Origin of the sequence: Phyllobacterium sp. (assembly GCF_037994405.1) — a bacterium.
Taxonomy (GTDB): domain Bacteria; phylum Pseudomonadota; class Alphaproteobacteria; order Rhizobiales; family Rhizobiaceae; genus Phyllobacterium.
This window is the reverse complement of the sequence record NZ_JBBNAN010000202.1, coordinates 25,965-48,790: the sequence shown is the minus strand read 5'-3', so window position 1 is coordinate 48,790 and position 22,826 is coordinate 25,965. Positions and strand designations below refer to the sequence as shown.

Here is a 22,826-nt window from a genome sequence, read left to right as displayed (position 1 = left end):
GTCTTCCACAAAAAGTGAAGCATATCCACAGAGGTGCGCGCGAATATTCATATGAGTATTTATTCAAATCTATATGTATTGTTGCATGTGACGAATATATTTCCGATAATGTCATCTTGAGTATTGTCAGAGTGGAAAATTTCTAGCTGACATAAATATCCAATATGAATAATCTTACAGAACCGCTTATCAACGATATCCATTCTCAAACTCGCTAATCGCTTCGTCTAAAAATTTGTTGCAATTCTAAAAGACTACTCACCTGGTCAACTAGACGTGTTGTAAATCGACAAGAAAATGAGGGTGAATTGCGGTAATGTGTCGAAATCGGCACACAGCCTAAAATTGTGCCTCTGCAGAATAATCATTCGGGCGCCGGGCATTGTTAAAAGAATCTAAATAGGATGCGATGAAACTGGCCACACACCAAATCAATGGCCCATGTTTACCCGTGGGCAAGACAGTACCATCCGGGCGAGCATCATGAATTCCTATTCAAAAAAACGGGCGATCTTTCTGGCTGCAATGTTGTCAGCGACAGCCATCTCCATATCGTCGGCTTCAGCTGCAAACAACCTGATGGAACTGTTGTTCGGTAGTCGCCGTGTTGATGCCCAGCCTGTCAATCCGTCCAGACAACTTCGGCCGGGCGAGCCGCTTGCCGAGCAATCTGGGCCCGTCAGGCGGCCACAGGGGTCGATCAAGCGCGTGACGGTGACAGCGCCGACGAATTACGACTACAAACCGGAAACGCTGGTTCAGGTCGACTTTTCCAAAGTCGATACTCAGCTTACCGCTTCTGCGGACCATGGCATAACAGCACCGCCGCAGATGGAACAGTTTGGTCTAAAGGTGGACCACCTGAAAGAAGCCCATGTGCAGGCGGAAAAACAAATCGCCGATGCCATTGTTTCCTACTATGCCACGAAACAGCAGCCGATCTGGACAGCGTCGTATGACGTCACGCCGAAAGCCAAGGCAGTTGCGGCCTTGTTTGCCAAGGCTGGCGAAGATGGCCTCGATCCTCAGGATTACGCGGTCAAGGTGCCGGGCGATGACTACGATCGCGCGAATATTCCCGCGCGTCTGAAGGAGCTCGCCGAGTTCGAACTAACCATGTCGGCGCGCGCCCTGCGTTATGCAATGGATCAGGGTGAGGGGCGGATCAATCCGAACCGCCTCAGCGGATTCCACGATTTTGCTCTCGACCGTGTGAAACCGCGTGAGGTGCTCGACCAGCTCGCTGCCTCAAATGACCCGAGTGCCACGCTGCTGGCTTTTGCGCCTCAAAGCAAATGGTATGCAGAGCTGAAGAAAAGCCTGCAGGAGCTGGGCGATGCCAAGGAGCCGGCCGTGCGCGTTGCTCCAGACACCAAGATTCGCCCAGGCGAAGAAAATCCCGAGCTTCGCAATGTAGTGGCCCTGATCAAGGCGAAGGCGCCCAAGGATTATCTGGAAAAGCACGAGACAGTCCTGCAGGCGCATGAAAATGCGACTGTCTACGATGACAGCCTTGTCGAAGCCATCAAGGACTTGCAGAAGGCGCAGGGGCGCAAACCCGATGGTGTCATCGGTAGTAGCACGATCAACGCGCTTCAGGCCGAATCCAGCGCGTCAAAGCGCGACCGTCTTCTTTATTCCATGGAGCGTTTGCGCTGGCTGCCACATGATTTCGGCAAGCGTTACGTGTTCATCAACCAGCCTGCCTATCGGGCACAGTATTTTGATGAGAATACCGAAAAGCTGGCGATGAACATCGTCGTTGGGTCGCCCACCAATCAGACCTACTTCTTTGATGACACAATCGAGACGGTGGTCTTCAATCCGTCGTGGGGTGTGCCGCGTTCGATCATTCTCAATGAGATGATGCCTAAAATCCTCAACAACCCTTCCTATCTCGAGAACAGTGGGTATGAGGTCTATGACAAATCGGGACGCGTTATCCCCTCAAGCTCGGTGAACTGGTCGCAAGTGGCGGCAAATGGCGGCGGAGTGGGGATTCGTCAAAAGCCAAGCCTCGACAATGCGCTGGGCGAACTGAAAATCCTGTTCCCGAACAGCCACGACATTTACATGCACGACACACCTGCCAAATCTTTCTTCAAGCGTGACATGCGCGCATTGAGCCATGGCTGCATCCGGCTGGAACGTCCACGCGACATGGCTGCGGCCGTGCTTGGCATGCCGGTTGACGACTTGAAGCAATATTTCGGCAAGAACGAACGCAGCGTCCGCGTGAAAGATCCTCTTCCAGTCTATGTGTCGTATTTCACAGCCTGGCCAGACTCAGCGACGGGCGAGATTCATTATTATAGCGACGTCTATCAACGGGATGTCTATCTCGAGAAGGCATTCGTGAAAACGCGGGCAGTCCGACAGGCGATGAGCGCTCAGACCGCGGCGCTATAGCAATAACATCAATCCTTGGGTTCGATTTCGAACGGAGGCAGGCTTTGAAGTGCGAGTTTCAAAGCCTGCGACCAGCCCTCGGAAATGATTTCATAATAGGGGTCGTGGCGCTCGATCCGCTTCTCAAAGCCAAGTTTGAAACTGTCGGATTCATAGAACTGCAGATCAAGCGGCAGACCCACGGACAGATTGGATTTCAAGGTCGAGTCGAAGGATACGAGCAAGAGCTTGGTGGCTTCTTCAAACGTCATCGCAGGGTCGTACGAACGCACAATGATCGGTTTGCCATACTTGTGTTCGCCGATCTGAAAGAACGGCGTGTCGGGCGTCGATTCGATGAAATTGCCTTCCGGGTAGATCAGGAAGAGACGCGGATCACCACCCTTGATTTGGCCGCCAAGGATAATCGAAGCACCGAATGAATCTGCGCGCTGTCCGCCAGAATCAACCTCTTCGATCACATGCCTGATAGTATCGCCGACAAGCCGCGCCGTCTGGAACATCGATGGCATGTCATAGATCGACGGCGATCGTTCGGACGGCGTTTTGGTCCGTTCATTCAGGATGCTGATGACGGCTTGCGTCGTTGCAAGATTGCCTGCGGAAAGCAGCGTTATGACACGATCGCCCGTCTTGGCCCACGTGTACATTTTCTTGAACGTCGAGATGTTGTCGACACCAGCATTGGTTCTCGTGTCAGACATGAACACAAGTCCACGGTCCAGTTTAAGGCCTACACAGTAGGTCATAGCGAATCCCAAATCCGAAATAATCAGATAGATTACTGCTCTACATTGACTTCAACGGCAAGTGACTCAATGCCCGGTCCAAAGCGTATTCCGGAAACCGGGGCGGCTTCGCGGTAGTCGAGACCACATGCAACGCGAACATAGGTTTCGTTCGGGCAGATATCATTGGCTGCGTCGAACCCCACCCAACCGAGCCCGTCAAGATGGACCTCCGCCCAAGCATGGCTCGCCGTCTGTTCAATCGTATTGTTGAGCATTAAATAGCCGGATACATAGCGGGCCGGAATGTTCAGAACCCGTGCCACCGACAGGAAGATATGGGTGTGGTCCTGGCAGACGCCCTTGCCGTTCAGAAGTGCTTCTTCAGCGGTCGTGCCAATAGTGGTGGATCCTGGTGTATAGACCACTTTCTGATGCAGGAGGCCCATCAGCTCGTGCATGACTGCAAGCTTGTCGGACCTGACTTCAAGACCCGCTGCCAGCTCGCGGATAGCCTCGCCGGACTTCGTTAGCGCGGTTTCACGCTCATAGAGCCAGATTGGCATGAAATTATAAACCTTGCCCAGGACGCCGGTGCGATCCTCGGTTTCGACTTTTCCCTCGGCACGGATGACGAGTTCCGTCACGTTGCGTTCGAGGCTTATCAATGTTGTGCGATTGCCGTAGCCATCCCGATAGTTTGCCTCCTGCGTCGCTCCCTCCATCGACACTGACCAGTCAATGACCTTCTGACCGGGTGAGCTCTGCGGATACATACGCAAACGCAGGACCGAGTAATGCACCGGAGCATCGTAACGATAATGAGAATTGTGCTGGATATTCAGAAGCATGATCTTCAATCGAAGTTATAGGCTTCAGCAATCTTGCTGCTCAAGCTGTTCGTTTGATAGATGAGATCGCTCAGAAATTCGTGCAGGCCATTATCGAATATGGTCCGGATCTCATTGTTTTCGAGCCGCGTCATGATGCTTTCCGACATGTCATGGCATTCGTGCCGCTTGCCGTAGTCAATTGCAAGATATTTCAGATTATCGACGATGTTCGAATAGCAGAAATTGAGCGATCTCGGCATGCGGGAATTCAGGATCAGATAGTCCGCAATGTTCACCGGATTATATTCGACATCATAGACCCAGCGATAGGAGCGATGGGCGGAAACTGAACGAAGGATCGACTCCCATTGAAAATTGTCGAGCGTGGTGCCGACATAGGAAATTGACGGCAGCAGCACGTAATACTTGACGTCCAGAATGCGTGCAGTGTTATCCGCCCGTTCGATGAAGGTGCCAATGCGCGCAAAATTGAAGATCTCGTTGCGCAGCATTGTTCCGTGGAACGCACCCCGAATGATCGCGGTTTCACGCTTGATCTGGTCGAGGACACGGGGAAGATCAGTTTCTGCAATTGGTTGTGCCAGTGTGGATTTAAGGATCATCCACGTCTCGTTGACGCTTTCCCAAGCTTCGCGCGTCAGCGCGGTGCGCACCATGCGCGCATTCGAGCGGGCCGTTTCAACGCATGACATGACACTTGACGGGTTGCTGAGATCGCGGAGCAGGAAATCAGACACAAGGCTGGCGTTGTACTCGTTGTACTTGTTGTCGTAGCCGATCTTGACGCCCGCGCTCATTAATACCGACGACCATTCTTCCGGTGCATCGGACGTTTTTGTCAGGGCCATACGCAAACCGGCATCGATCAGGCGCGCCATATTCTCTGCCCGCTCTATATAGCGGAACATCCAGTAGAGACCATTTGCGGTTCGGCCAAGAAGCATTTTTCGGTGTTATCCCTCTTTGCATTCTGGAGCCGTCTTTGGCGGCTCTCGTTCCCCTCGAATTGGTCTAATCGTCCAATACCCACGTATCCTTCGTACCCCCTCCCTGACTGGAATTGACGACGAGCGAACCTTCTTTCAACGCGACACGGGTCAAGCCGCCGGGAGTGATACGAATCCGGTCGGAGACAAGAACAAATGGCCGCAAATCAACATGTCGCGGCGCGAGACCCTTTTCGGTCATGATCGGCGTCGTCGACAGGGCCAAAGTCGGCTGAGCAATGTAGTTCTTCGGATTGGCCTTCAACTTGAGCGCAAAAGCCTCGCACTCCTTCTTTGAAGCGGCTGGACCGACAAGCATGCCATACCCACCCGAGCCGTGGACTTCCTTGACAACAAGGTCGGCAAGATTTTCGAGGACATATTTGAGTGTGTCCGGTTCTGAGCAGCGATGTGTCGGGACATTCTCCAAAATCGCCTTGCGCCCGGTATAGAACTCGACAATTTCCGGCATATAGGAATAAAGCGCCTTATCGTCGGCGATACCGGTACCGGGTGCATTGGCGATGGTAATATTGCCGGAGCGATAGACATCCATGATCCCGGCGACACCCAACGCCGAATCGCGGCGGAAGGTGAGGGGATCGAGAAAGGAATCGTCGACGCGTCGATAAAGCACGTCAATCGCCCGGTTGCCCTCGGTGGTCCGCATCACCACCTTGCCATTTTCGACCTTCAGGTCGCTGCCTTCAACGAGTTCGACACCCATCTGGTCAGCCAGAAACGCGTGCTCGAAATAGGCTGAATTATAAATGCCTGGCGTGAGGACTGCGATCGTTGGCGTGCCTTTGCATCCGGGCGGCGCAACCGCCGCCAGCGATTGACGCAGCAACTTCGGATAAGTTTCGACAGGTCGAACCTTGATCTGCTGAAACAGTTCTGGAAACAGCTGCATCATCGTTTCGCGATTTTCCAGCATGTAGGAAACGCCCGATGGAGTACGAGCATTGTCTTCGAGGACGTAGAACTGGTTCTCCCCTGTCCGCACGATGTCGACACCAATGATATGGGTGTAGACATTGCCCGGCGGGCGAAATCCGACCATCTCCGGCAAATATGCATCATTGTGAGTGAAGAGTTCGCGCGGGATGCGGCCTGCGCGAATGATCTCCTGACGATGGTATATATCGTCGAGAAACGCATTGAGCGCCATCACGCGCTGCTCGATGCCCTGAGACAGGCGTCGCCATTCATTGCCGGTGATGATGCGGGGAATGATATCGAATGGGATGAGGCGTTCGGCTGCTTCTTCGTCGCCGTATACGGCGAAGGTGATGCCGGTTTTGCGAAAGACATTTTCTGCATCGAGCGACTTTTGTGCCAATCGCTCCGGGTTCTGGGTATCAAGCCAGCATTTCAGCTGTTCGTATGGCGGCCGCACCTCACCGCCGGTTTTGATCATCTCATCAAATGGGTTCACTCAAAATCCCCTTCATATGGGAGTCATTCAAGCCGGTTCGTCAAAAATTGCAAGTACAATCCGTTGTTTAAGGATGCATGTTTCTTCTTGGCCCAAAAATTAGGCAGCTAAAGCCGGATTGAGGCAGAGGCAGTTCGATTTTAGTCTAATGTGTAGGCGGATGTCTGGACCCGTGTTGCAATTAAATAAGCCCGGAGCGCTAGCCCCGGGTTTGGTGAATCGACGATATGATGTGACCGATCAATAAGGCGAAATACACTGGCGGCGAGGACCATAATTGGGCTGGTATGTATTGTCATAGGCCCGGTATGACCGATAGCGGTTATAGCACCCAGCGGACGTGGGCGCTGCCGGCACGGTAAGCGGGAGCCGGGCGACTGATGGCACTACCAATAATCACGCCACTGCCAAAAGCGGCCAACGGAAACCAGGCGCCGTTGTAGTAGCGATAACCCGGTCTATAGTAGCGATAGCCGCGATGACCTCTATACCAATAGCGGTCGCCGCGCCAACCACGGTCGCCATGCCAGTCGCGATTGCCATGCCAATGCCGTCGATACTGTACTGATTGAATATTTGGGGAACCGTCTCAATTGTCACAGGTGTCAGAGGCGCTGAATAGCTTGGCATATTGCCAGCAGACACTATACCAATCGTCATCGCTATCGCAGAAAGTACTGAAGCTTTCTCAATTTTTCCTCCCTAAGCTGCGAAACACCGTGATTTCGCATTATGTTTACGAGCAGAAGACGCGCCCGATGGTCAGCCGAATTTGGCATGGCATCAGTCAGCAGACAAACGTGATGTTATCGTTCTTGTTCCGGATCAAGCACTTACGGCGCTTATCAAATCGCCAGTGAGTTCAACCTTCAACTCACGATAGTGTGAGATCACCCGGCTTGGCTCGTAAGTTGCAACTGGCAGGTCCGAATAGCCGAAATCGACCGCGACAACGGGGATACCCGCAGCCTTCGCAGTGTCGATATCCGTGCGGCTGTCGCCGATCATGATAGCGCGTTCCGGGTCGCCTCCAGCTTTCTTGATGGTTTCCAGAAGGTGGCGGGGGTCGGGTTTGCGAAATGAGAAAGTGTCGGAACCACAAATCGCGCTGAAACGCGACGATTGCCCGAGGCCCGTCAGCAGATTGACTGAAAGACCTTCGAATTTGTTTGTGCAGACCGCGAGAAGATAGCCGGCATTTGAAAGGTGATCCATCGCTTCTTCTGCGCCCTCATAGAGCGCTGAATGGCCTGGCATGTTCGCGCTATAATGTTCGATGAAGATGTCAACGAGCCAATCGAGCTGTTCCGGGCTGAGGAGTTTCTGCTGGGCTTCGAAAGCGCGCTCGATCATCACCCTTCCGCCCTGTCCTACATAGCGGCGCAGCGTCACGGGATCTACTTTTTGCATTCCTGCCTCACTCAGGCAGTGATTAAGACTATCGAGCAGATCGGGGGCAGTATCCACCAGAGTTCCATCGAGATCAAAAACAACGATTGGTTGAGACATTTGTTTTCCTGTGGAGTCGAGGCGGAACGTCGCCGGTTGCGTATACGGCCTCCCGATACTCAAGTATAAGGTCGGCATTAAATCAAGCGATGAGCCTTGACCCGACTGCCTGACGTGTTAGGGAGCCCAGTGTCAAGTCAAACGGATATCAAGTCAAAGCTACAAGAGGGCGCACCCACGGATGGATGCAAGGACACTTAAAATCAAAGCTGCTGCGGAGGCGCTGACCTATGTCAGAGATGGTATGCGCCTCGGTATCGGAACAGGCTCTACCGCGGAAGAGTTTGTGCGACTACTCGCAGCAAAGGTTGCATCCGGATTGAGTATCATCGGCGTACCGACGTCTGAGCGAACAGCGGCGCTTTGCCGCGAGCTTGGCGTGAAGCTCACCACATTGGAGCAAACGCCCGCACTTGATCTCACGATTGACGGTGCCGACGAAGTCGGTCCGGAACTCGCGCTGATCAAGGGAGGCGGAGGCGCCTTGCTGCGCGAAAAAATCGTTGCAGCAGCTTCATCCGAGATGATCGTTATTGCCGACGAGTCGAAGCTCGTCGAAACACTTGGCGCGTTTCCGCTGCCAATCGAGGTCAATCGTTTTGGTCTCGAAGCAACCAAACTGGCGATCGAACTTGCCGCATCCAGACTGCATCTTTCAGGTCCCGTGACATTGAGGATGACGGGAGCCGCACCATTTGTTACAGACGGCGGGCATTTGATCCTGGATGCATCTTTTGGCCGCATTCCGGATACAAGAGCTTTATCAAGCGCTTTGCACGCCATTCCTGGCGTCGTGGAGCATGGACTCTTTCTGGATCTGGCGCGCGTGGCCATTCTGGCTGGCGCTGACGGCATCCGAACACTAACAACGAATAAAACGGAGCGATAAATTCATGAACCGAGCATCTGGCTTTCGTCGCTTGATTGCACCTTTGTCTATTGCAATCATGCTTGGCGGTCTCTGCGCTGCGCAAGCGCAGGATATTACCCCTTCGCACCTTGCAGCTGCACGGGCAGCCGTTTCCGCCATCAAGGCCACAGACATGTTCGACGGCATCCTGCCGGACGCTGCACGGGGGCTGAAGGCCGAACTGATTCAGAAGGATCCAAACCTCGAAGCCGTCATCAGTTCAACGGTCGACGAACAGGCATTGGCACTGGCCTCGCGTCGCGCCGATCTTGAGAACGAGGCCGCTCGTGCCTACGCCGTGTCCTTTACCGAAGAAGAGCTCAATGCCATCACCGGCTTTTACACCTCTCCTGCAGGAAAAAAGCTGTTGTCGGAAGGCCCGATCGTAACCCGTGAAGTGAGCAAAGCTGCAGGTATCTGGCAGCGCGGCATTGCCCGTGATCTGGCACAGGCGGTAGCCGAGAAGATTGTCGCATCAGCGGCGGCCACATCGCCCGCTTCGCCGGCGCCAGCCACGCCCGAGGCTCCGGCCAAGCCGAAGACCAAATAAGCATCATCCTAAGTTCAATGACAAAGCCCGGTTCGATAGCCGGGTTTTGTTCTTTTAAAGAGCCGCGATACAACCCATATCCAGTGACCTGATCAGATTCGGAGTGCTTTTCCATGGCAAACTATGACTATGACCTTTTCGTCATTGGCGGCGGGTCAGGTGGCGTTCGCGCAGGCCGGCTTGCTGGCGCCATGGGCAAAAGAGTTGCGCTTGCCGAAGAATACCGGATGGGTGGAACCTGTGTCATCCGCGGCTGCGTTCCGAAGAAACTCTTCGTATACGCCTCGCAATTCCCTGAGCATTTCGAGGCTGCTGCTGGATATGGCTGGAACGTTGGCGAGACGACCTTCGACTGGCCGACACTGGTTGCCAACAAGGATCGCGAAATCGCGCGGCTCGAAGGGCTCTACCGGAGCGGGCTCGATAATTCGAATGTCGCGATCTTTGATAGCCGGGCCGTGCTGGTCGATGACCACACCATCGAGATACTCAAGACTGGTAAGCGCGTGACGGCGGACCAGATACTCATTGCGACGGGCGGTCACCCCAACCCGCACGTCGCGCTGCCCGGCCATGAATTGTGCATCAGCTCGAATGAGGCATTTCACCTTGAAGTGCTGCCGAAGTCGATTGTAATCGAGGGCGGCGGCTACATTGCCGTGGAATTTGCCAATATTTTCCATGGTCTGGGCGTCGAAACGACGCTCATATACCGCGGCAGGGAGATTCTCTCGCGCTTTGATCATGATCTGCGGCAATTGCTGCATGCATCCATGGTTGCCAAAGGCATTCGCGTCCGCTGTGTTGAGGTCATCGAGGAAGTGAAGCGCCAGGATGATGGCCGGCTCACTGTACGTCTCTATTCGGGCGATGAGCTTGTTGCCGACCAGGTCATGCTCGCCATCGGCCGGGTGCCCAATACGAAGTCGCTCGGGCTCGAGGCGGCCGGGGTAGAGGTCGATGATATCGGCGCGATCAAGGTTGATGCATATTCGCGTACCAGCAAGGCAAATATCTGGGCGGTCGGCGACGTGACAAACCGCGTCCAGTTGACGCCCGTCGCGATCCACGAGGCCATGTGTTTTCTAGAAACCGCGTTCAAGAACAATCCGACCAAGCCGGATCACCGGCAGATTGCCACCGCTGTCTTCTCGCAGCCGGAAATCGGTACTGTCGGCCTCTGCGAGGAGGATGCGGGAAAGGAGTTCAAGGAGCTCGAAGTCTATCGCGCCCTGTTCCGCCCGATGCGCAATACGCTGTCCGGAGCCAAGGACAAGATGCTGACGAAGCTGATTGTCGATGCAGCCACCCGGAAGGTTGTCAGCGCACACATTCTGGGCCCCGACGCTGGCGAAATGGCGCAGCTTCTGGCCATCCCGATCAAGGCTGGTTGCACCAAGGACGATTTCGACCGGACTATGGCTGTGCATCCGACGGCATCGGAAGAACTGGTGACCATGTACAAGCCAAGCTATCGCATCGTTAACGGCGAGCGCATCGATTGATGGGCAATATCGAGGCATTGGCAAAAAGTGGCGGGCTCGTCGCCTATTTCGGCTATGGCTCGCTGGTAAACCGCAACACGCTGCGAACCAATATCGTCCATGCCATGCCGGCACGGCTGCATGGTTGGCGAAGGCTGTGGCGCGCCCGCCCGGATATGCCCGGTTTTCCCGCAGCGCTCTTGTCAGTGCGCCGCGAGGAGGGCGGTAGCGTTGACGGGCTCCTGGTGTTCGATCATCTGGACAATCTGCCGGCCGTCGACCTGCGCGAGGCGCATTATAACCGGCGCAGCGTGCTCCCGGAACATGTCGAGACCGCGTCGCCCTTGCCCCATGGTTGCCCGGTCTTTGTCTATGAGGCACATCAGGATGTGCCCCTCCATCCCGAACCACCTCGCATCCTGCAATCCTATCTCGATGCGGTCATGCAGGGGTTCTTGATTGAACATGGCGAAGAGGGCCTTCGCCGCTTCGTGCAGGAAACGCAGTATTTCGACACGCCAATTTACAAGGATCGCGGGGCGCCGGCCTATCCGCGTGCGGTGGTGCTCAGCGCCAGCGAGACGAAACTGTTCGACCAGTTGCTCGTCGAGCGAGGTGCGTCCTTTATCGAGATGTCGAAAATAGACGAAGGCGACGTCGACAAAGTCGCCTAGGCTGCCCGCATTTCTCGGCGCATCGCGGCACCTTCGGGAATTTCTGCATGCAGCAGCCAGTTGGTGACCGCTGGCCACAATATTCCCGCCTGGTGCTTGCGGAAAAAGCCGAGATGACCGATCGGTGCGCCGTCTGACTGGGCAGGGGAATACCACATTTCATGCACAGGCGCGTTGCCGAAGCGCGAAAGCAGATCCTCCACCGCTCTTGGCGTACCCCAGACGTCGTCGGTGATCCCGACCGACAGCAACGGTATCGCGACCGACTGGAAGTGTCTTGCTTCGGGAACAGCCGGGTCGGCAAAGAGGAAATTCGGATTGCGGCACCACCGCGCCCAATCGCGAAAGATGGTACCTGGAACTGCTTCGCCCAATCCGCCCCATCTGGGCAGTTTGCCAAAAGGTATGGTGAGAGGCACGCCGAGCAGGTTCATCTTGGCGTACATCGCACAGGGTTGCGCCGTGTTGCGGTAATAACCGGAGAGTGACGCGAGCATCGTATAACGCTCGAACTCCGAGGCGCGGTTGCTCAATCCAAGCGCAACGCCGCCATAGGAGTGGCCAATGCCCACAATCGGTCGAGGTCCTGCAATGCGTTTCAATTCGTCCAAGGCCGCGGGGAAATCGAGAACGCCCCAATCCTTGAGATTGAGCCGGTCCTTCCAATGGCGTGGTACCGCCGATTTCGCGACACCGCGATAATCGTAGGTCAGCACATGCGACGCGCCCAAATCGACAAGACGGCCAGCGAAATGCCGGTAAATCGTGTTGGGAACGGCTGCCGCGGATGAGATGAGAATGGCAGGGCCGTTACCGGTCCCTTCGAACAGATTTCCACGCAGCGGAAAACCATCCGCCGCCTTAAATTCGATATCGCGCAATCGATCCTCCCAGATCTTACCTTGACGTTAACGTAATTCAAATTTGAACGCCGGGCAACGGAGATTTCGCGTGTGCTTAACAATCCTTAACGGGACTGGTGCAAATGAACTAATTGGACTATATGAGCGCCTTCCGGCATGACCGGAGAAACCCCAACAATCGCTACCAATATGGAAAGCAAATAACAGGTGCAATAATGACCAAGAACTGGACACCGACTTCCTGGAGAGGCAAACCCGTCAAGCAGATGCCTTCTTATCCGGACGCTCAGGCTCTGAGCGATGTCGAGGCCCGTCTTCGTACTTATCCGCCACTTGTTTTTGCAGGTGAGGCGCGCAAGCTCAAAAAGCAGCTGGCAGCCGTTTCCAGAGGTGAAGGTTTCCTTCTGCAGGGCGGCGATTGTGCCGAGAGCTTTGCCGAACATGGTGCCGACAATATCCGCGACTTCTTCCGCGTCTTCCTTCAGATGGCGGTGGTTCTGACATTCGGGGCTTCGCAGCCCGTCGTCAAGATCGGGCGTATCGCTGGTCAGTTTGCAAAGCCGCGTTCGGCTGACACCGAAACCAAGAACGGTATCGAGCTTCCCGTATACCGAGGCGACATCATCAACGGCACCGACTTCACGGAGCAGGCACGTATTCCCGATCCAGCCCGCCAGGAGATGGCTTACCGGCAGTCCGCCGCGACGCTTAACCTTCTGCGCGCGTTCGCACAGGGCGGCTATGCCAATCTGGAAAATGTGAACCAGTGGATGCTGGGTTTCGTAGCCGATAGCCCGCAAGGCGAGCGCTATGGTTCGCTGGCACGCCGCATTTCAGACACGATGGACTTCATGCGGGCCGTCGGCATTACGTCGGAAACCAATGCGCAATTGCGCGAGACGGATTTCTATACCAGCCATGAAGCCCTGCTGCTTGGCTATGAGGAAGCTCTGACCCGCGTCGACTCTACTTCCGGCGATTGGTATGGCACGTCCGGTCACATGATCTGGATTGGCGATCGTACACGCCAGGCTGATCACGCCCACGTAGAATACTGCCGTGGCATCAAGAACCCGCTTGGCCTCAAGTGTGGTCCGACCTTGGAAGCCGATGACCTTCTTGGACTGATCGATTTGCTCAATCCAGCCAACGAGGCGGGTCGTCTGACGCTGATCGCCCGTTTTGGCCATGATAAGGTTGGCGATCATCTGCCAAAGCTGATCCGCGCAGTTCAGAAAGAGGGCCGTCAGGTGGTGTGGTCCTGCGATCCGATGCATGGGAACACGATCACGGCCAATGGCTACAAGACCCGGCCGTTCGACCGTATCCTGAAGGAAGTCGAAAGCTTCTTCGCGGTTCACCATGCCGAAGGGACCTATCCCGGCGGAATCCACATCGAAATGACCGGCAACAATGTGACGGAATGCACAGGCGGTGCGCGGGCGATTTCGGCAGAGGATCTGTCCGACCGCTACCACACCCATTGCGATCCGCGCCTCAACGCCGATCAGGCACTGGAACTGGCATTTCTCGTGGCCGAGCTTCTCAAGAAGGAGCGCGACAGCCACCCGCAAAAGCTGGCCGTCAACGCCTGATCTGCGGACACTATCTGTAATGTTGCAAAGGGCGGTCCTTACGGGCCGCCCTTTGTTGTGGGTGACGATCCCAATTCAAAATGGCCGGGTGTTTTGACTGGAGTTTTGCGATTCAGGATTCTATCAAGGCAGCATGGACACAAAAACCTCGCGCCGACTCCGCCTGACTGCGTCTTTTCGTTCATTCATGGAGAATGAGGCCTCCGGGGGCATCATTCTAATGGCCGTCGCAGCGCTTGCGCTGATCATCGCGAATTCCCCGTTGAGCGAAGATTATTTTGCCGTCTTGAAGACCTATGTCGGCGGGCTGAGCATCCTGCATTGGATCAATGATGCGCTGATGGCCGTGTTCTTTCTGCTGGTCGGTCTTGAAATCAAGCGTGAGATGATCAGCGGGCAGCTGTCGAACTGGTCGCGCCGTGCACTGCCAGGATTTGCCGCCGTCGGCGGCATGCTCGTCCCGGCGTTAATCTTCCTTGCCTTCAATGAGGGGGATACCGTACGCGGCTGGGCAATTCCGTCTGCCACCGACATTGCCTTTTCCCTCGGTGTGTTGTCGTTGCTCGGATCGCGGGTTCCGCTGTCCCTGAAGGTGTTCCTGACGGCGCTGGCGATCATCGACGATCTTGGCGCTGTCATCATTATCGCCCTGTTCTATTCGGAAGGGTTGAACATTCCTGCCCTTGCCGGCGTGGCAGCCGTCTTTGCCATCCTGCTAGCCATGAATTATCTCGGCATGGTGCGGCTCTGGGCCTATCTTGTCCTCGGCGTGATCCTGTGGATCCTCGTTTTCAAATCTGGCATCCATGCGACGATCGCCGGTGTGTTGCTTGCTTTGACCATCCCCATGCGCGGCGAAAAGGGGCAAGCGGATTCGCCGCTGCTCGAACTTGAGCACGCCATTCAGCCATGGGTCGGGTTTCTCATCGTGCCGATCTTCGGATTTGCCAATGCGGGCGTGTCGTTCAGCGGCGTGTCACTGTCCAATCTTGCTGATCCCGTTCCGCTTGGCGTTGCCGCTGGCCTCTTCTTCGGCAAGCAGATCGGTGTTTTCTCTTTCGCCTGGCTCGCGATCAAGTTGCGCCTTGCCGAGCGTCCTGTAGGTGCTAGCTGGGTCCAAATCTACAGCGTCGCGATCCTGTGCGGTATCGGTTTCACCATGAGCCTGTTCATTGGATTGCTCGCCTACGCCAATTCGCCGCTGTTGCAGGATGAGACCAAACTTGGCGTCTTGCTCGGCTCGCTGTTGTCAGCCGTTGTCGGCGCAGTCCTGCTGCGCCTGTCGCTGGCGCGTCCGGCGAAGGCGTGAATGCGAAAGGCGTCGTTGGCGCCGTCACATAAGCTCACCTTTCTGAGCAAATTGGAGGCTATGATCATGGTCGAGCTGCATCGGGGCTCATGTCTTTGCGGGAAAGTCCGCTTCGAAACGCGAGGGCAATTGCGCGGCGTCGTTTATTGTCACTGCTCGCAATGCCGCAAGCAGTCCGGCCATTTCTATGCTGCGACAAACGTCCAGGATGATTCGATCAGCGTTTCTGGAGAAGAAAACATCAGCTGGTACAAGGCAAGTGACTTTGCCCGGCGCGGCTTCTGCAAGAATTGCGGGTCGGTCCTTTTCTGGAAACACAATGAGCTCGACTATATTTCCGTCATGGCAGGCGCATTCGACGCTCCTTCCGGACTGCGTGGTGAGAGCCACATTTTCGTTGGCGACAAAGGCGATTACTACGAGATCAATGACCACCTGCCCCAATATGAAAAGAGCGGTGGCGGTGTCGTGGTTGCGGAGGACTAGAGCCAGTTTTGTCTATTTGGAGTCGTTGTGCCGGAGGGAATTCGTGGACAAGGTCGTTTGGCGAGGCCGATGTGTGTGCATCGGACGAAGCCGAAGCCCGCAGGATTTGGCCCGAATTCACATGAGAGTGGATTGTCTCGCCATCCGGGAAACAGAACCGGCTCCAGATAGACAAAATTTGCTCTAGCCGTTCAAAGGATTGACGAACGCCAATCTCCCTTTAAAGCTGCCGCAACGGGAAGATATGGGGGCAGCGCATGCACCGGCTGGTATTGGCATTCATCAACTCCATGCGAGCGCTTCGGCATCTGGCGAAGCATGAGAAAGCTGTTCAGCAAGAACTCATGCTTCTCATTCTCTCCATACCGCTGGCGGCCATTCTCGCGCCATCTGTTCTGTCCTTCTTGCTCCTGACCGGATCAGTCTTGTTCTTGATCATGATCGAAGTGCTCAATACCGGTATTGAAGCCGCCTGCGATGCGGTTTCCCGGGACTTCCATCGCGAGATTCAGATCGCCAAGGATTGCGGGTCTCTGGCTGTCCTGATCTCGATCATTCTGGTGGCAGCGGTCTGGCTCTATACGCTCTGGACCGTGGTTTTTTCCTGAGGCATGGTAGCCTGCGCATTGTTTAACGAACAACGAAATGCTAAATACTCAATATGAGCAAAAATCCCGACATTCTCCGTATCGCCATCGCTCAGCTCAATCCGGTGCTGGGCGATATCAAAGGCAATCTGGCAAGAGCCCGCGAAGCGCGCGCTGATGCTGCTCGGCAAGGCGCCGATCTCATCCTCTACACTGAGCTTTTCATTTCGGGTTATCCGCCGGAAGATCTGGTGCTTAAGCGCGCCTTCATCGAAGCTTGCGAAAAGGCAGTGCAGGACTTCGCGCTGGACACCGCCGATGGCGGCCCCGGTGTCATTATCGGCACACCGCTGAAGCGTGAAACGGGTCTGCACAATTCAGCCATGGTGCTTGACGGCGGCAAGGTGATTGCCGAACGCTTCAAGGTTGACCTGCCGAATTACGGCGAGTTCGATGAAAAGCGCGTTTTCCAGGCTGGCCCCATGCCCGGTCCGGTCAATTTCCGCGGGGTGCGTATCGGCATTCCGATTTGCGAGGATATCTGGGGTGATCATGACGTCTGCGAAACCCTGGCGGAAAGTGGCGCGGAAATTTTCTGCGTGCCCAATGGATCGCCCTATTTTCGCGGCAAGGTCGATGTGCGCTATCAGGTGGCACTGCGCCAGGTGATCGAGACCGGTCTGCCGCTGGTTTTCGCGAACCAGCTCGGCGGACAGGATGATCTGATTTTCGACGGCGCTTCCTTTGCTTTCAATGCGGACAAGAATCTCGCGTTCCAGATGTCGCAGTTCGAGGAACAACTGATCGTCACCACATGGCGGCGCGGAGCAAACGGCTGGTCTTGCACCGAGGGGCCGATGTCGCGGATTCCGGAGGGCGAGGAGGCAAACTACCGCGCATGCATGCTCGGCCTGCGTGATTACGTCAACAAGAATGGCTTCAAGGATGTCGTGCTCGGCCTTTCCGGCGGTATCGACTCGGCGATCTGCGCTGCACTGGCCGTGGATGCGCTGGGCGAAGAGCGCCTGCGCGCTGTCATGATGCCGTACACCTATACATCCAGGGATTCGCTGAAGGACGCCGAGGATTGCGCCCGAATGCTCGGCTGCCGCTACGATATCGTTCCGATCTTCGAGCCGGTGCAGGGCTTCCTCAAGGCTCTTGGCCCGACTTTCGAGGGTACCAAGGAAGGGATCACCGAGGAAAATCTGCAGAGCCGGGCCCGCGGCACGATCCTGATGGCGATTTCCAACAAGTTCGGTTCCATGGTGGTGACGACCGGCAATAAATCGGAAATGTCGGTTGGCTATGCAACGCTCTACGGCGACATGAATGGCGGCTACAATCCGATCAAGGACCTATACAAGATGCAGGTCTACGCCATGTCGGAATGGCGCAACAACAATGTTCCTGCCGGCGGTCTCGGGCCATCGGGCGAGGTTATCCCGGTGAACATCATCAAGAAAGCACCTTCGGCCGAATTGCGCGAAAACCAGACCGATCAGGATTCGCTGCCGCCTTATCCGGTTCTCGACGATATTCTCGAATGTCTCGTCGAGAACGAAATGGGTGTCGATGAAATCGTCGAACGCGGTCACGACCGTGCGACGGTCGAGCGTATCGAGCATCTGCTTTACATCGCGGAATATAAGCGCCGGCAATCTGCGCCGGGCGTGAAGGTGACAAAGAAGAATTTCGGCCGCGATCGCCGCTATCCCATCACGAACAGGTTCCGCGATCGAAGCTGAGATCAAAGTACTGTTGCAATCTGGCCGCACCAATATTCGAAAAGCGTCTGCCTAAAAAACAGGCGCTTGGCGTCCGGGAACGATTCACCTATAAGCGAACTTCCGGCAATGAAGACCGGGAGGTTCTCGAATGACAGCTTTTTCCATGTCCCCGCGGGGCGGCGCTCGTTCCTGACACGTGATGACGAGAGGCCTTGTGACTTCTCGATTGACTTCACGAAGTCAAGGTAACTCATCGCCGACATTGGCCTTTCCTGTATCCAGGCGAGTCGCCAAACCAATCATGCCGTACTGACTCCACGTTCTTTTTCACGGCATTCTTGTCTGAAATTTCTATTGAGGCCGGTGCGCTTGGTACCGGACATTCGTCATGTCTTTTTTGCGATTAGACTTGCGCGGTGGTGCATTCCGCAGCGTTCTTGGATTCACCTGGAAACACTGGCAAAAGCAGCCGGTGCGTCTGGTCGTCATTCTTGGCGCGGTGTTGCTGTCGACGCTCGCCGACGTGTTAACGCCGCTCTATTCGGGACGGCTCGTCGATGCTGTCGTCAATGGTCACGCCACCGAGGCTGTGGTGTGGGATGCGGCGATTGCTGCATTCTCGACGCTGCTTGCGTTGTCGCTGGGCGCGATCATCCTGCGGCACATCACCTTCATGGCAGTGGTTAATCTGACACTGAAGATGATGTCTGATATCGCATCAGGTGCATTCTACCGGATCCAGCGTTTCTCGACCGACTGGCATGCCAACAGCTTTGCCGGCTCGACGGTGCGCAAGGTGACGCGTGGCATGTGGGCGCTCGACCTTTTGAACGATACGCTGCTGCTTGCGCTGTTCCCGTCAATCGTCATGCTTGTAGGCTCAACAGCGCTGATGGCCTGGTATTGGCCGCTGATGGGTGTGATCATCGGCATTGGCTCGCTAATCTTTGTCTCGGTCACCGCGATGATGTCGCTCGGCTATGTTGCGCCCATGGCAAGCCTCGCCAATCGCTGGGATACAAAGCTTGGCGGCTCGCTTGCCGATGCAGTCAGCTGCAACATGGTCGTAAAGGGGTTCGGTGCGGAAAGCCGCGAGGATGCGCGTCTCGCCAAGGTCCTGACCAAATGGCAGGACCGGACCGCGCGGACCTGGGTCCGTGGGACACGCAACGGTACCACGCAAGGCTCGATGCTGCTGGTGCTTCGGGCTGCAGTCATCGGCTTTGCGCTGGTCCTGTGGTCTAAGGGACAGGCGAGTGCAGGTGATATCACCTTTGTGCTCACCTCCTTCTTCATCCTGCAGGGCTACCTGCGGGAAGTCGGGATGCACATCCGCAATTTGCAGCGTTCTGTCAATGACATGGAGGAACTGGTTGATATCCAGAGTCAGCCGCTTGGCATTGAAGACCGGCCCGGCGCCAAGCCGATCCGGATCACCAACGGCAAGATCGAGTTCGACAATGTGACCTTCCTCTACGGTGCACACCGTCTGCCGCTCTATGACCGGTTTTCGGTGACGATCCGGGCGGGCGAGCGGGTCGGGCTGGTCGGTCATTCCGGTTCGGGCAAGACAACCTTCGTCAAGCTGATCCAGCGCCTTCACGACGTGAAGGCCGGTCAAATTCTGATCGACGGTCAGGATATTGCCAGTGTCCGCCAGGCATCATTGCGCCAACAGATTGCCATCGTGCAGCAGGAGCCGATCCTGTTTCATCGGTCTCTTGCCGAAAACATCGCCTATGCGCGGCCGGGTGCCACGCAAGAGGAGATCGAAGAGGCTGCAAGGCAGGCCAGCGCCCATGACTTCATCACGGCATTGCCGAAGGGATACAGCACGCTGGTCGGTGAGCGCGGCGTCAAGCTTTCTGGTGGTGAGCGCCAGAGGGTAGCCATCGCCCGGGCTTTCCTTGCCGACGCTCCTGTTCTCATTCTGGACGAGGCAACTTCCAGCCTCGATTCAGAATCGGAAGTGCTGATCCAGCAGGCGATGGAGCGGCTGATGCTGGGCCGGACGACATTGGTGATTGCTCACCGTCTGTCGACTGTGCGGTCCCTCGACAGGCTCCTGGTCTTCGACCATGGCCGCATTGCCGAGGAAGGCAACCACGAAGCCCTGATCAGGCTCAATGGTGGGATCTACCGCAGCCTGTTCGAGCGGCAGGCACTCGAGCTGACCAAGGGCCTCGTCCTCAACGACCACTAGTACTGATCTCAGAACGAAATATGGGCCGCGCGCAATCGTGGCCCATATTGCCATTCAGGGCAGCATCCGATATGCCCCAAGCATGACCATCACCGTCCGTTTTGCACCATCTCCGACCGGCTATATCCATATTGGCAACACGCGCATTGCGCTGTTCAACTGGCTTTTCGCGCTGAAAAACAATGGCAAATTCATCCTGCGCTTTGACGATACCGATACTGTGCGCTCCAAGACGGAATATGCCGAAGCGACGATCGCTGACCTCGAATGGCTGGGCATCAAACCGGCGCTGATCGAATATCAGTCGAAGCGTATTCCGATCTATGACGCTGCAGCCCAGAAGCTCAAGGCAGCCGGCTTGCTTTATCCCTGCTACGAGACCGCCGAGGAACTCGAGCGCAAGCGGAAATTGCGTCTTGCCCGCCGCCTGCCGCCAATTTATGGCCGGGAAGCGCTGAAGCTGACCGATGCCGACAGGGCAAAGCTTGAAGCGGAGGGACGACGTCCGCATTGGCGCTTCCTCCTGCCGAACTTCAAGGACGATCCGTTTTCGGCCGCGAGGACTGAAGTTCATTGGAACGATCTTGTGCGCGACAGGGAAACGGTCGACCTTGCCTCCCTGTCGGACCCGGTTCTGGTGCGTGAAGACGGCACATATCTCTATACGTTTACATCGGTTGTCGACGACATCGACATGGGGATCACCCATATCATCCGCGGCAATGACCACATCACCAATAGTGGCGTTCAGATTGCGATCATCGAGGCACTGGGTGCAAAGGTTCCCGATCTCGGTCACATCAACCTCCTGACGACGGCGTCAGGCGAGGGAATTTCCAAGCGTACCGGTGCGCTCTCGATCGGCAGCTTGCGTCGTGACGGCTATGAGCCGATGGCCGTTGCCAGCCTGGCGGTGCTCATTGGAACTTCGGAAAACGTCACTGCCGTACCGAGCATGGACGTCCTTGCCGAGATTTTCGATCCCGCAGCAACGTCAAAATCTGCATCTAAGTTCGATCCCGGCGAACTCGACACGCTCAATCGCGCGCTGATCCACGCAATGCCATTTGCCGACGCGCGAGACAGGCTTGCAGCACTTGGTATAGCGGGCGATCAGGCAGAAGACTTCTGGCTCGCCGTGCAGGGCAACCTATCGCGCGTCTCCGATGCAGCCAGCTGGTGGAAGATCGTCAAGGAAGGTCCGGCAGCGGACGAGCAGCTTGCCGAAGAGGATCGTGATTTCGTTCGCGCCGCCTTCGATCTTTTGCCGCCCGAGCCCTGGAACCGCGACACGTGGAAACAGTGGACCGATGCCGTGAAAGGGCAGAGCGGGCGCAAGGGCAAGCTATTGTTCATGCCGTTGCGCGTCGCGCTTACTGGGCTGACTTCCGGTCCTGAGCTTGCGGACTTGTTGCCCCTGCTTGGTCGGGAAGGAACGTTGGCCCGACGACCCTGACCTTGCGGTTGGGATCGATTGGCTTGTCTTCTGTCAGCGGTGTTGGTTTCTCGGCTTCGATCTTCGGCTTCGCGGGCGCGCCCAATTGAATGATGGACGAGGGATTTGCTGCGGGATCTGATGCAGGGGTGGATGCGGCTGGTTTGGTTTCCGCGGGCTTTGCCGGTTCTGCCTTTGCTTCGACCGGTTTCGCCGGTTCTGCCTTGGCATCCGCCGGTTGCGTTGGCTTGACCGGTTCTGCTTTGGTTTCGGCCGGCCTGGAGGGTTCGGCCGCTGGCGCAGGTTTGGCTGGCTCTTTTGCCAGTCCCTTCGGATTTCCAAGCGTCGTGAAGTTTCCGGCCGCCTTCTGGCAGGTACATTGCGGCGTCGCGTTTGCTCCGACCTTCTTGAACTTGAAGGCATTCGGCATGTTCTTGTAGATGTCACCTCTGAGCGAGATCATTTTCTCGGGATTTTGATTGTCGGTCGGCTGGTAAAACAGCTTCGCGCCTGGGCACTGGGCCTGACATTGAGCCTGATCACGCGAGAAATTCTCGGCGCCTGTTTCATACGAGATAGGGTAGTAGTAGCCATCGCATGTGCGCACGCAGAGCGTCTGGTAGCGACCGCCATAGACCGGCGCCGTGCTCATTGCCGGTTCAACGGCTTCGGGTTGTTTTCCGAGAACCTCGTAAGGTCGCGGCTGCGCTGCCTCGCGCCGCGGCTCCTCGTAAAGGGGCCGGTCGCGCTGAGGTTCTTCGTAAAGCGGAACGTCGCGACGAGGGCTCTCGTGTATGGGTTCATCCAAGACAGGACAATCATTTGCGTCGAGTGCCGCCTCGACCCGGTCGCGTCGTAGCGTCAGTTCATAGTCGTCCAGATTGATGTTGCTGTTCAGCTGGTCGAGCCGCTCCTGCATCCGCGCGCAAATATCTGAATTGGCGAACGAGAGCGACGTGGCCGCCAAAGTGGCAGCAACAGCGATCGCGGCGAGGTACAGTGTCCGATACATTCAACGGTCCGGGGTTGTCATGCGCATTCGTGAGAAACCAATGCGCATGCACCATTCATGACCA

21 protein-coding genes and 1 pseudogene are annotated in these 22,826 nt (G+C 56.0%); 12 read left to right on the top strand and 10 right to left on the bottom strand.

Annotated features, from left to right (window positions below; translation table 11 throughout):
• Positions 1-483 precede the first annotated feature (483 nt).
• Entirely contained in the window at positions 484-2,409 is a 1,926-nt protein-coding gene (locus AAAC48_RS11560) for a L,D-transpeptidase family protein (protein ID WP_340654313.1), read from the top strand.
• Positions 2,410-2,417: 8 nt separating this feature from the next.
• Here the strand turns inward: AAAC48_RS11560 and AAAC48_RS11555 are convergent, their stop codons facing one another.
• The 7 genes and pseudogenes from AAAC48_RS11555 to AAAC48_RS11525 all read right to left on the bottom strand — a co-directional run bounded on the left by AAAC48_RS11555 (position 2,418) and on the right by AAAC48_RS11525 (position 7,924).
• On the bottom strand, positions 2,418-3,158 hold the full coding sequence (locus AAAC48_RS11555) for a proteasome-type protease (protein ID WP_340654312.1): 741 nt from the start codon (positions 3,156-3,158) through the stop codon (positions 2,418-2,420).
• Positions 3,159-3,190: 32 nt separating this feature from the next.
• Positions 3,191-3,988 carry a transglutaminase family protein gene (locus AAAC48_RS11550; RefSeq protein ID WP_340654311.1) on the bottom strand — a complete coding sequence of 266 codons (798 nt, stop codon included), beginning with the start codon at positions 3,986-3,988 and terminating at the stop codon, positions 3,191-3,193.
• 5 nt (positions 3,989-3,993) lie between these two features.
• Positions 3,994-4,935 (bottom strand): alpha-E domain-containing protein, encoded by a 942-nt coding sequence (locus AAAC48_RS11545; RefSeq protein ID WP_340654310.1) that lies wholly within the window; start codon positions 4,933-4,935, stop codon positions 3,994-3,996.
• Positions 4,936-5,002: 67 nt separating this feature from the next.
• On the bottom strand, positions 5,003-6,415 hold the full coding sequence (locus tag AAAC48_RS11540; RefSeq protein WP_340654309.1) for a circularly permuted type 2 ATP-grasp protein: 1,413 nt from the start codon (positions 6,413-6,415) through the stop codon (positions 5,003-5,005).
• Between the two features lie 240 nt (positions 6,416-6,655).
• Positions 6,656-6,929, bottom strand: a pseudogene (locus AAAC48_RS11535) (BA14K family protein); the annotation flags it as partial.
• Entirely contained in the window at positions 6,812-7,075 is a 264-nt protein-coding gene (locus AAAC48_RS11530) for a hypothetical protein (protein WP_340654308.1), read from the bottom strand. The pseudogene AAAC48_RS11535 and the gene AAAC48_RS11530, both read right to left, overlap by 118 nt.
• A 165-nt stretch (positions 7,076-7,240) precedes the next feature.
• Positions 7,241-7,924: an HAD family hydrolase gene (locus AAAC48_RS11525; protein ID WP_340654307.1), complete on the bottom strand. Its 684-nt coding sequence runs from the start codon at positions 7,922-7,924 to the stop codon at positions 7,241-7,243.
• A 181-nt stretch (positions 7,925-8,105) separates the two neighbouring features.
• On the opposite strand from AAAC48_RS11525, the gene rpiA reads away from it, so the two are divergent.
• The 4 genes from rpiA to AAAC48_RS11505 all read left to right on the top strand — a co-directional run bounded on the left by rpiA (position 8,106) and on the right by AAAC48_RS11505 (position 11,542).
• On the top strand, positions 8,106-8,813 hold the full coding sequence (rpiA, locus tag AAAC48_RS11520; RefSeq protein WP_340654306.1) for a ribose-5-phosphate isomerase RpiA: 708 nt from the start codon (positions 8,106-8,108) through the stop codon (positions 8,811-8,813).
• Between the two features lie 4 nt (positions 8,814-8,817).
• Positions 8,818-9,384 (top strand): DUF2059 domain-containing protein, encoded by a 567-nt coding sequence (locus AAAC48_RS11515; RefSeq protein WP_340654305.1) that lies wholly within the window; start codon positions 8,818-8,820, stop codon positions 9,382-9,384.
• Between the two features lie 113 nt (positions 9,385-9,497).
• The gene (gene gor / locus AAAC48_RS11510; protein ID WP_340654304.1) at positions 9,498-10,889 is read left to right on the top strand and encodes a glutathione-disulfide reductase; all 1,392 of its coding nucleotides are present in this window, start codon (positions 9,498-9,500) and stop codon (positions 10,887-10,889) included.
• Positions 10,889-11,542 (top strand): gamma-glutamylcyclotransferase family protein, encoded by a 654-nt coding sequence (locus AAAC48_RS11505; RefSeq protein ID WP_340654303.1) that lies wholly within the window; start codon positions 10,889-10,891, stop codon positions 11,540-11,542. Before gor ends, AAAC48_RS11505 begins: the two co-directional genes overlap by 1 nt.
• On the opposite strand, the gene AAAC48_RS11500 is transcribed toward AAAC48_RS11505, so the two are convergent.
• Entirely contained in the window at positions 11,539-12,423 is an 885-nt protein-coding gene (locus tag AAAC48_RS11500) for an alpha/beta fold hydrolase (RefSeq protein WP_340654302.1), read from the bottom strand. The two genes, AAAC48_RS11505 and AAAC48_RS11500, sit on opposite strands and share 4 nt — an antisense overlap.
• A gap of 197 nt (positions 12,424-12,620) precedes the next feature.
• Between AAAC48_RS11500 and AAAC48_RS11495 the strand changes: the two genes are divergently transcribed.
• From AAAC48_RS11495 to AAAC48_RS11475, 5 genes are all read left to right on the top strand, one after another.
• The gene (locus AAAC48_RS11495) at positions 12,621-14,000 is read left to right on the top strand and encodes a 3-deoxy-7-phosphoheptulonate synthase class II (protein ID WP_340654301.1); all 1,380 of its coding nucleotides are present in this window, start codon (positions 12,621-12,623) and stop codon (positions 13,998-14,000) included.
• A 133-nt stretch (positions 14,001-14,133) separates the two neighbouring features.
• Entirely contained in the window at positions 14,134-15,309 is a 1,176-nt protein-coding gene (nhaA, locus tag AAAC48_RS11490; RefSeq protein ID WP_340654300.1) for a Na+/H+ antiporter NhaA, read from the top strand.
• Between the two features lie 66 nt (positions 15,310-15,375).
• Positions 15,376-15,795 carry a GFA family protein gene (locus tag AAAC48_RS11485; RefSeq protein WP_340654299.1) on the top strand — a complete coding sequence of 140 codons (420 nt, stop codon included), beginning with the start codon at positions 15,376-15,378 and terminating at the stop codon, positions 15,793-15,795.
• A gap of 257 nt (positions 15,796-16,052) precedes the next feature.
• Complete coding sequence (locus AAAC48_RS11480) at positions 16,053-16,403, top strand: diacylglycerol kinase (protein ID WP_340654298.1); 351 nt, start codon at positions 16,053-16,055, stop codon at positions 16,401-16,403.
• 53 nt (positions 16,404-16,456) lie between these two features.
• Positions 16,457-18,130 carry an NAD+ synthase gene (locus tag AAAC48_RS11475; protein WP_340654297.1) on the top strand — a complete coding sequence of 558 codons (1,674 nt, stop codon included), beginning with the start codon at positions 16,457-16,459 and terminating at the stop codon, positions 18,128-18,130.
• 2 nt (positions 18,131-18,132) lie between these two features.
• On the opposite strand, the gene AAAC48_RS11470 is transcribed toward AAAC48_RS11475, so the two are convergent.
• Positions 18,133-18,375 (bottom strand): hypothetical protein, encoded by a 243-nt coding sequence (locus AAAC48_RS11470; RefSeq protein WP_340654295.1) that lies wholly within the window; start codon positions 18,373-18,375, stop codon positions 18,133-18,135.
• Between the two features lie 125 nt (positions 18,376-18,500).
• On the opposite strand from AAAC48_RS11470, the gene AAAC48_RS11465 reads away from it, so the two are divergent.
• The gene (locus AAAC48_RS11465) at positions 18,501-20,315 is read left to right on the top strand and encodes an ABC transporter ATP-binding protein (RefSeq protein ID WP_340654294.1); all 1,815 of its coding nucleotides are present in this window, start codon (positions 18,501-18,503) and stop codon (positions 20,313-20,315) included.
• Between the two features lie 82 nt (positions 20,316-20,397).
• Positions 20,398-21,771: a glutamate--tRNA ligase gene (gene gltX, locus AAAC48_RS11460; RefSeq protein WP_340654293.1), complete on the top strand. Its 1,374-nt coding sequence runs from the start codon at positions 20,398-20,400 to the stop codon at positions 21,769-21,771.
• Here gltX and AAAC48_RS11455 read toward each other — a convergent pair.
• A complete protein-coding gene (locus AAAC48_RS11455) occupies positions 21,689-22,762 on the bottom strand; it encodes a DUF2865 domain-containing protein (protein WP_340654292.1) in 1,074 nt (357 codons plus the stop codon). The genes gltX and AAAC48_RS11455 overlap by 83 nt on opposite strands.
• Between the last annotated feature and the right edge of the window lie 64 nt (positions 22,763-22,826).

What these genes read in the sequence shown, in the direction of transcription:
- AAAC48_RS11505 (WP_340654303.1), top strand. Translation starts at nt 10,889, where the DNA reads ATGGGCAATATCGAGGCATTGGCAAAAAGTGGCGGGCTCGTCGCCTAT.
- AAAC48_RS11525 (WP_340654307.1), bottom strand. Translation starts at nt 7,924, where the DNA reads ATGTCTCAACCAATCGTTGTTTTTGATCTCGATGGAACTCTGGTGGAT.
- AAAC48_RS11455 (WP_340654292.1), bottom strand. Translation starts at nt 22,762, where the DNA reads ATGTATCGGACACTGTACCTCGCCGCGATCGCTGTTGCTGCCACTTTG.
- AAAC48_RS11515 (WP_340654305.1), top strand. Translation starts at nt 8,818, where the DNA reads ATGAACCGAGCATCTGGCTTTCGTCGCTTGATTGCACCTTTGTCTATT.
- AAAC48_RS11530 (WP_340654308.1), bottom strand. Translation starts at nt 7,075, where the DNA reads ATGACGATTGGTATAGTGTCTGCTGGCAATATGCCAAGCTATTCAGCG.
- AAAC48_RS11485 (WP_340654299.1), top strand. Translation starts at nt 15,376, where the DNA reads ATGGTCGAGCTGCATCGGGGCTCATGTCTTTGCGGGAAAGTCCGCTTC.
- AAAC48_RS11465 (WP_340654294.1), top strand. Translation starts at nt 18,501, where the DNA reads ATGTCTTTTTTGCGATTAGACTTGCGCGGTGGTGCATTCCGCAGCGTT.
- AAAC48_RS11545 (WP_340654310.1), bottom strand. Translation starts at nt 4,935, where the DNA reads ATGCTTCTTGGCCGAACCGCAAATGGTCTCTACTGGATGTTCCGCTAT.
- AAAC48_RS11470 (WP_340654295.1), bottom strand. Translation starts at nt 18,375, where the DNA reads ATGTCGGCGATGAGTTACCTTGACTTCGTGAAGTCAATCGAGAAGTCA.
- AAAC48_RS11475 (WP_340654297.1), top strand. Translation starts at nt 16,457, where the DNA reads ATGAGCAAAAATCCCGACATTCTCCGTATCGCCATCGCTCAGCTCAAT.
- AAAC48_RS11555 (WP_340654312.1), bottom strand. Translation starts at nt 3,158, where the DNA reads ATGACCTACTGTGTAGGCCTTAAACTGGACCGTGGACTTGTGTTCATG.
- AAAC48_RS11495 (WP_340654301.1), top strand. Translation starts at nt 12,621, where the DNA reads ATGACCAAGAACTGGACACCGACTTCCTGGAGAGGCAAACCCGTCAAG.
- AAAC48_RS11550 (WP_340654311.1), bottom strand. Translation starts at nt 3,988, where the DNA reads ATGCTTCTGAATATCCAGCACAATTCTCATTATCGTTACGATGCTCCG.
- gltX (WP_340654293.1), top strand. Translation starts at nt 20,398, where the DNA reads ATGACCATCACCGTCCGTTTTGCACCATCTCCGACCGGCTATATCCAT.
- AAAC48_RS11560 (WP_340654313.1), top strand. Translation starts at nt 484, where the DNA reads ATGAATTCCTATTCAAAAAAACGGGCGATCTTTCTGGCTGCAATGTTG.
- rpiA (WP_340654306.1), top strand. Translation starts at nt 8,106, where the DNA reads ATGGATGCAAGGACACTTAAAATCAAAGCTGCTGCGGAGGCGCTGACC.
- nhaA (WP_340654300.1), top strand. Translation starts at nt 14,134, where the DNA reads ATGGACACAAAAACCTCGCGCCGACTCCGCCTGACTGCGTCTTTTCGT.
- AAAC48_RS11480 (WP_340654298.1), top strand. Translation starts at nt 16,053, where the DNA reads ATGCACCGGCTGGTATTGGCATTCATCAACTCCATGCGAGCGCTTCGG.
- gor (WP_340654304.1), top strand. Translation starts at nt 9,498, where the DNA reads ATGGCAAACTATGACTATGACCTTTTCGTCATTGGCGGCGGGTCAGGT.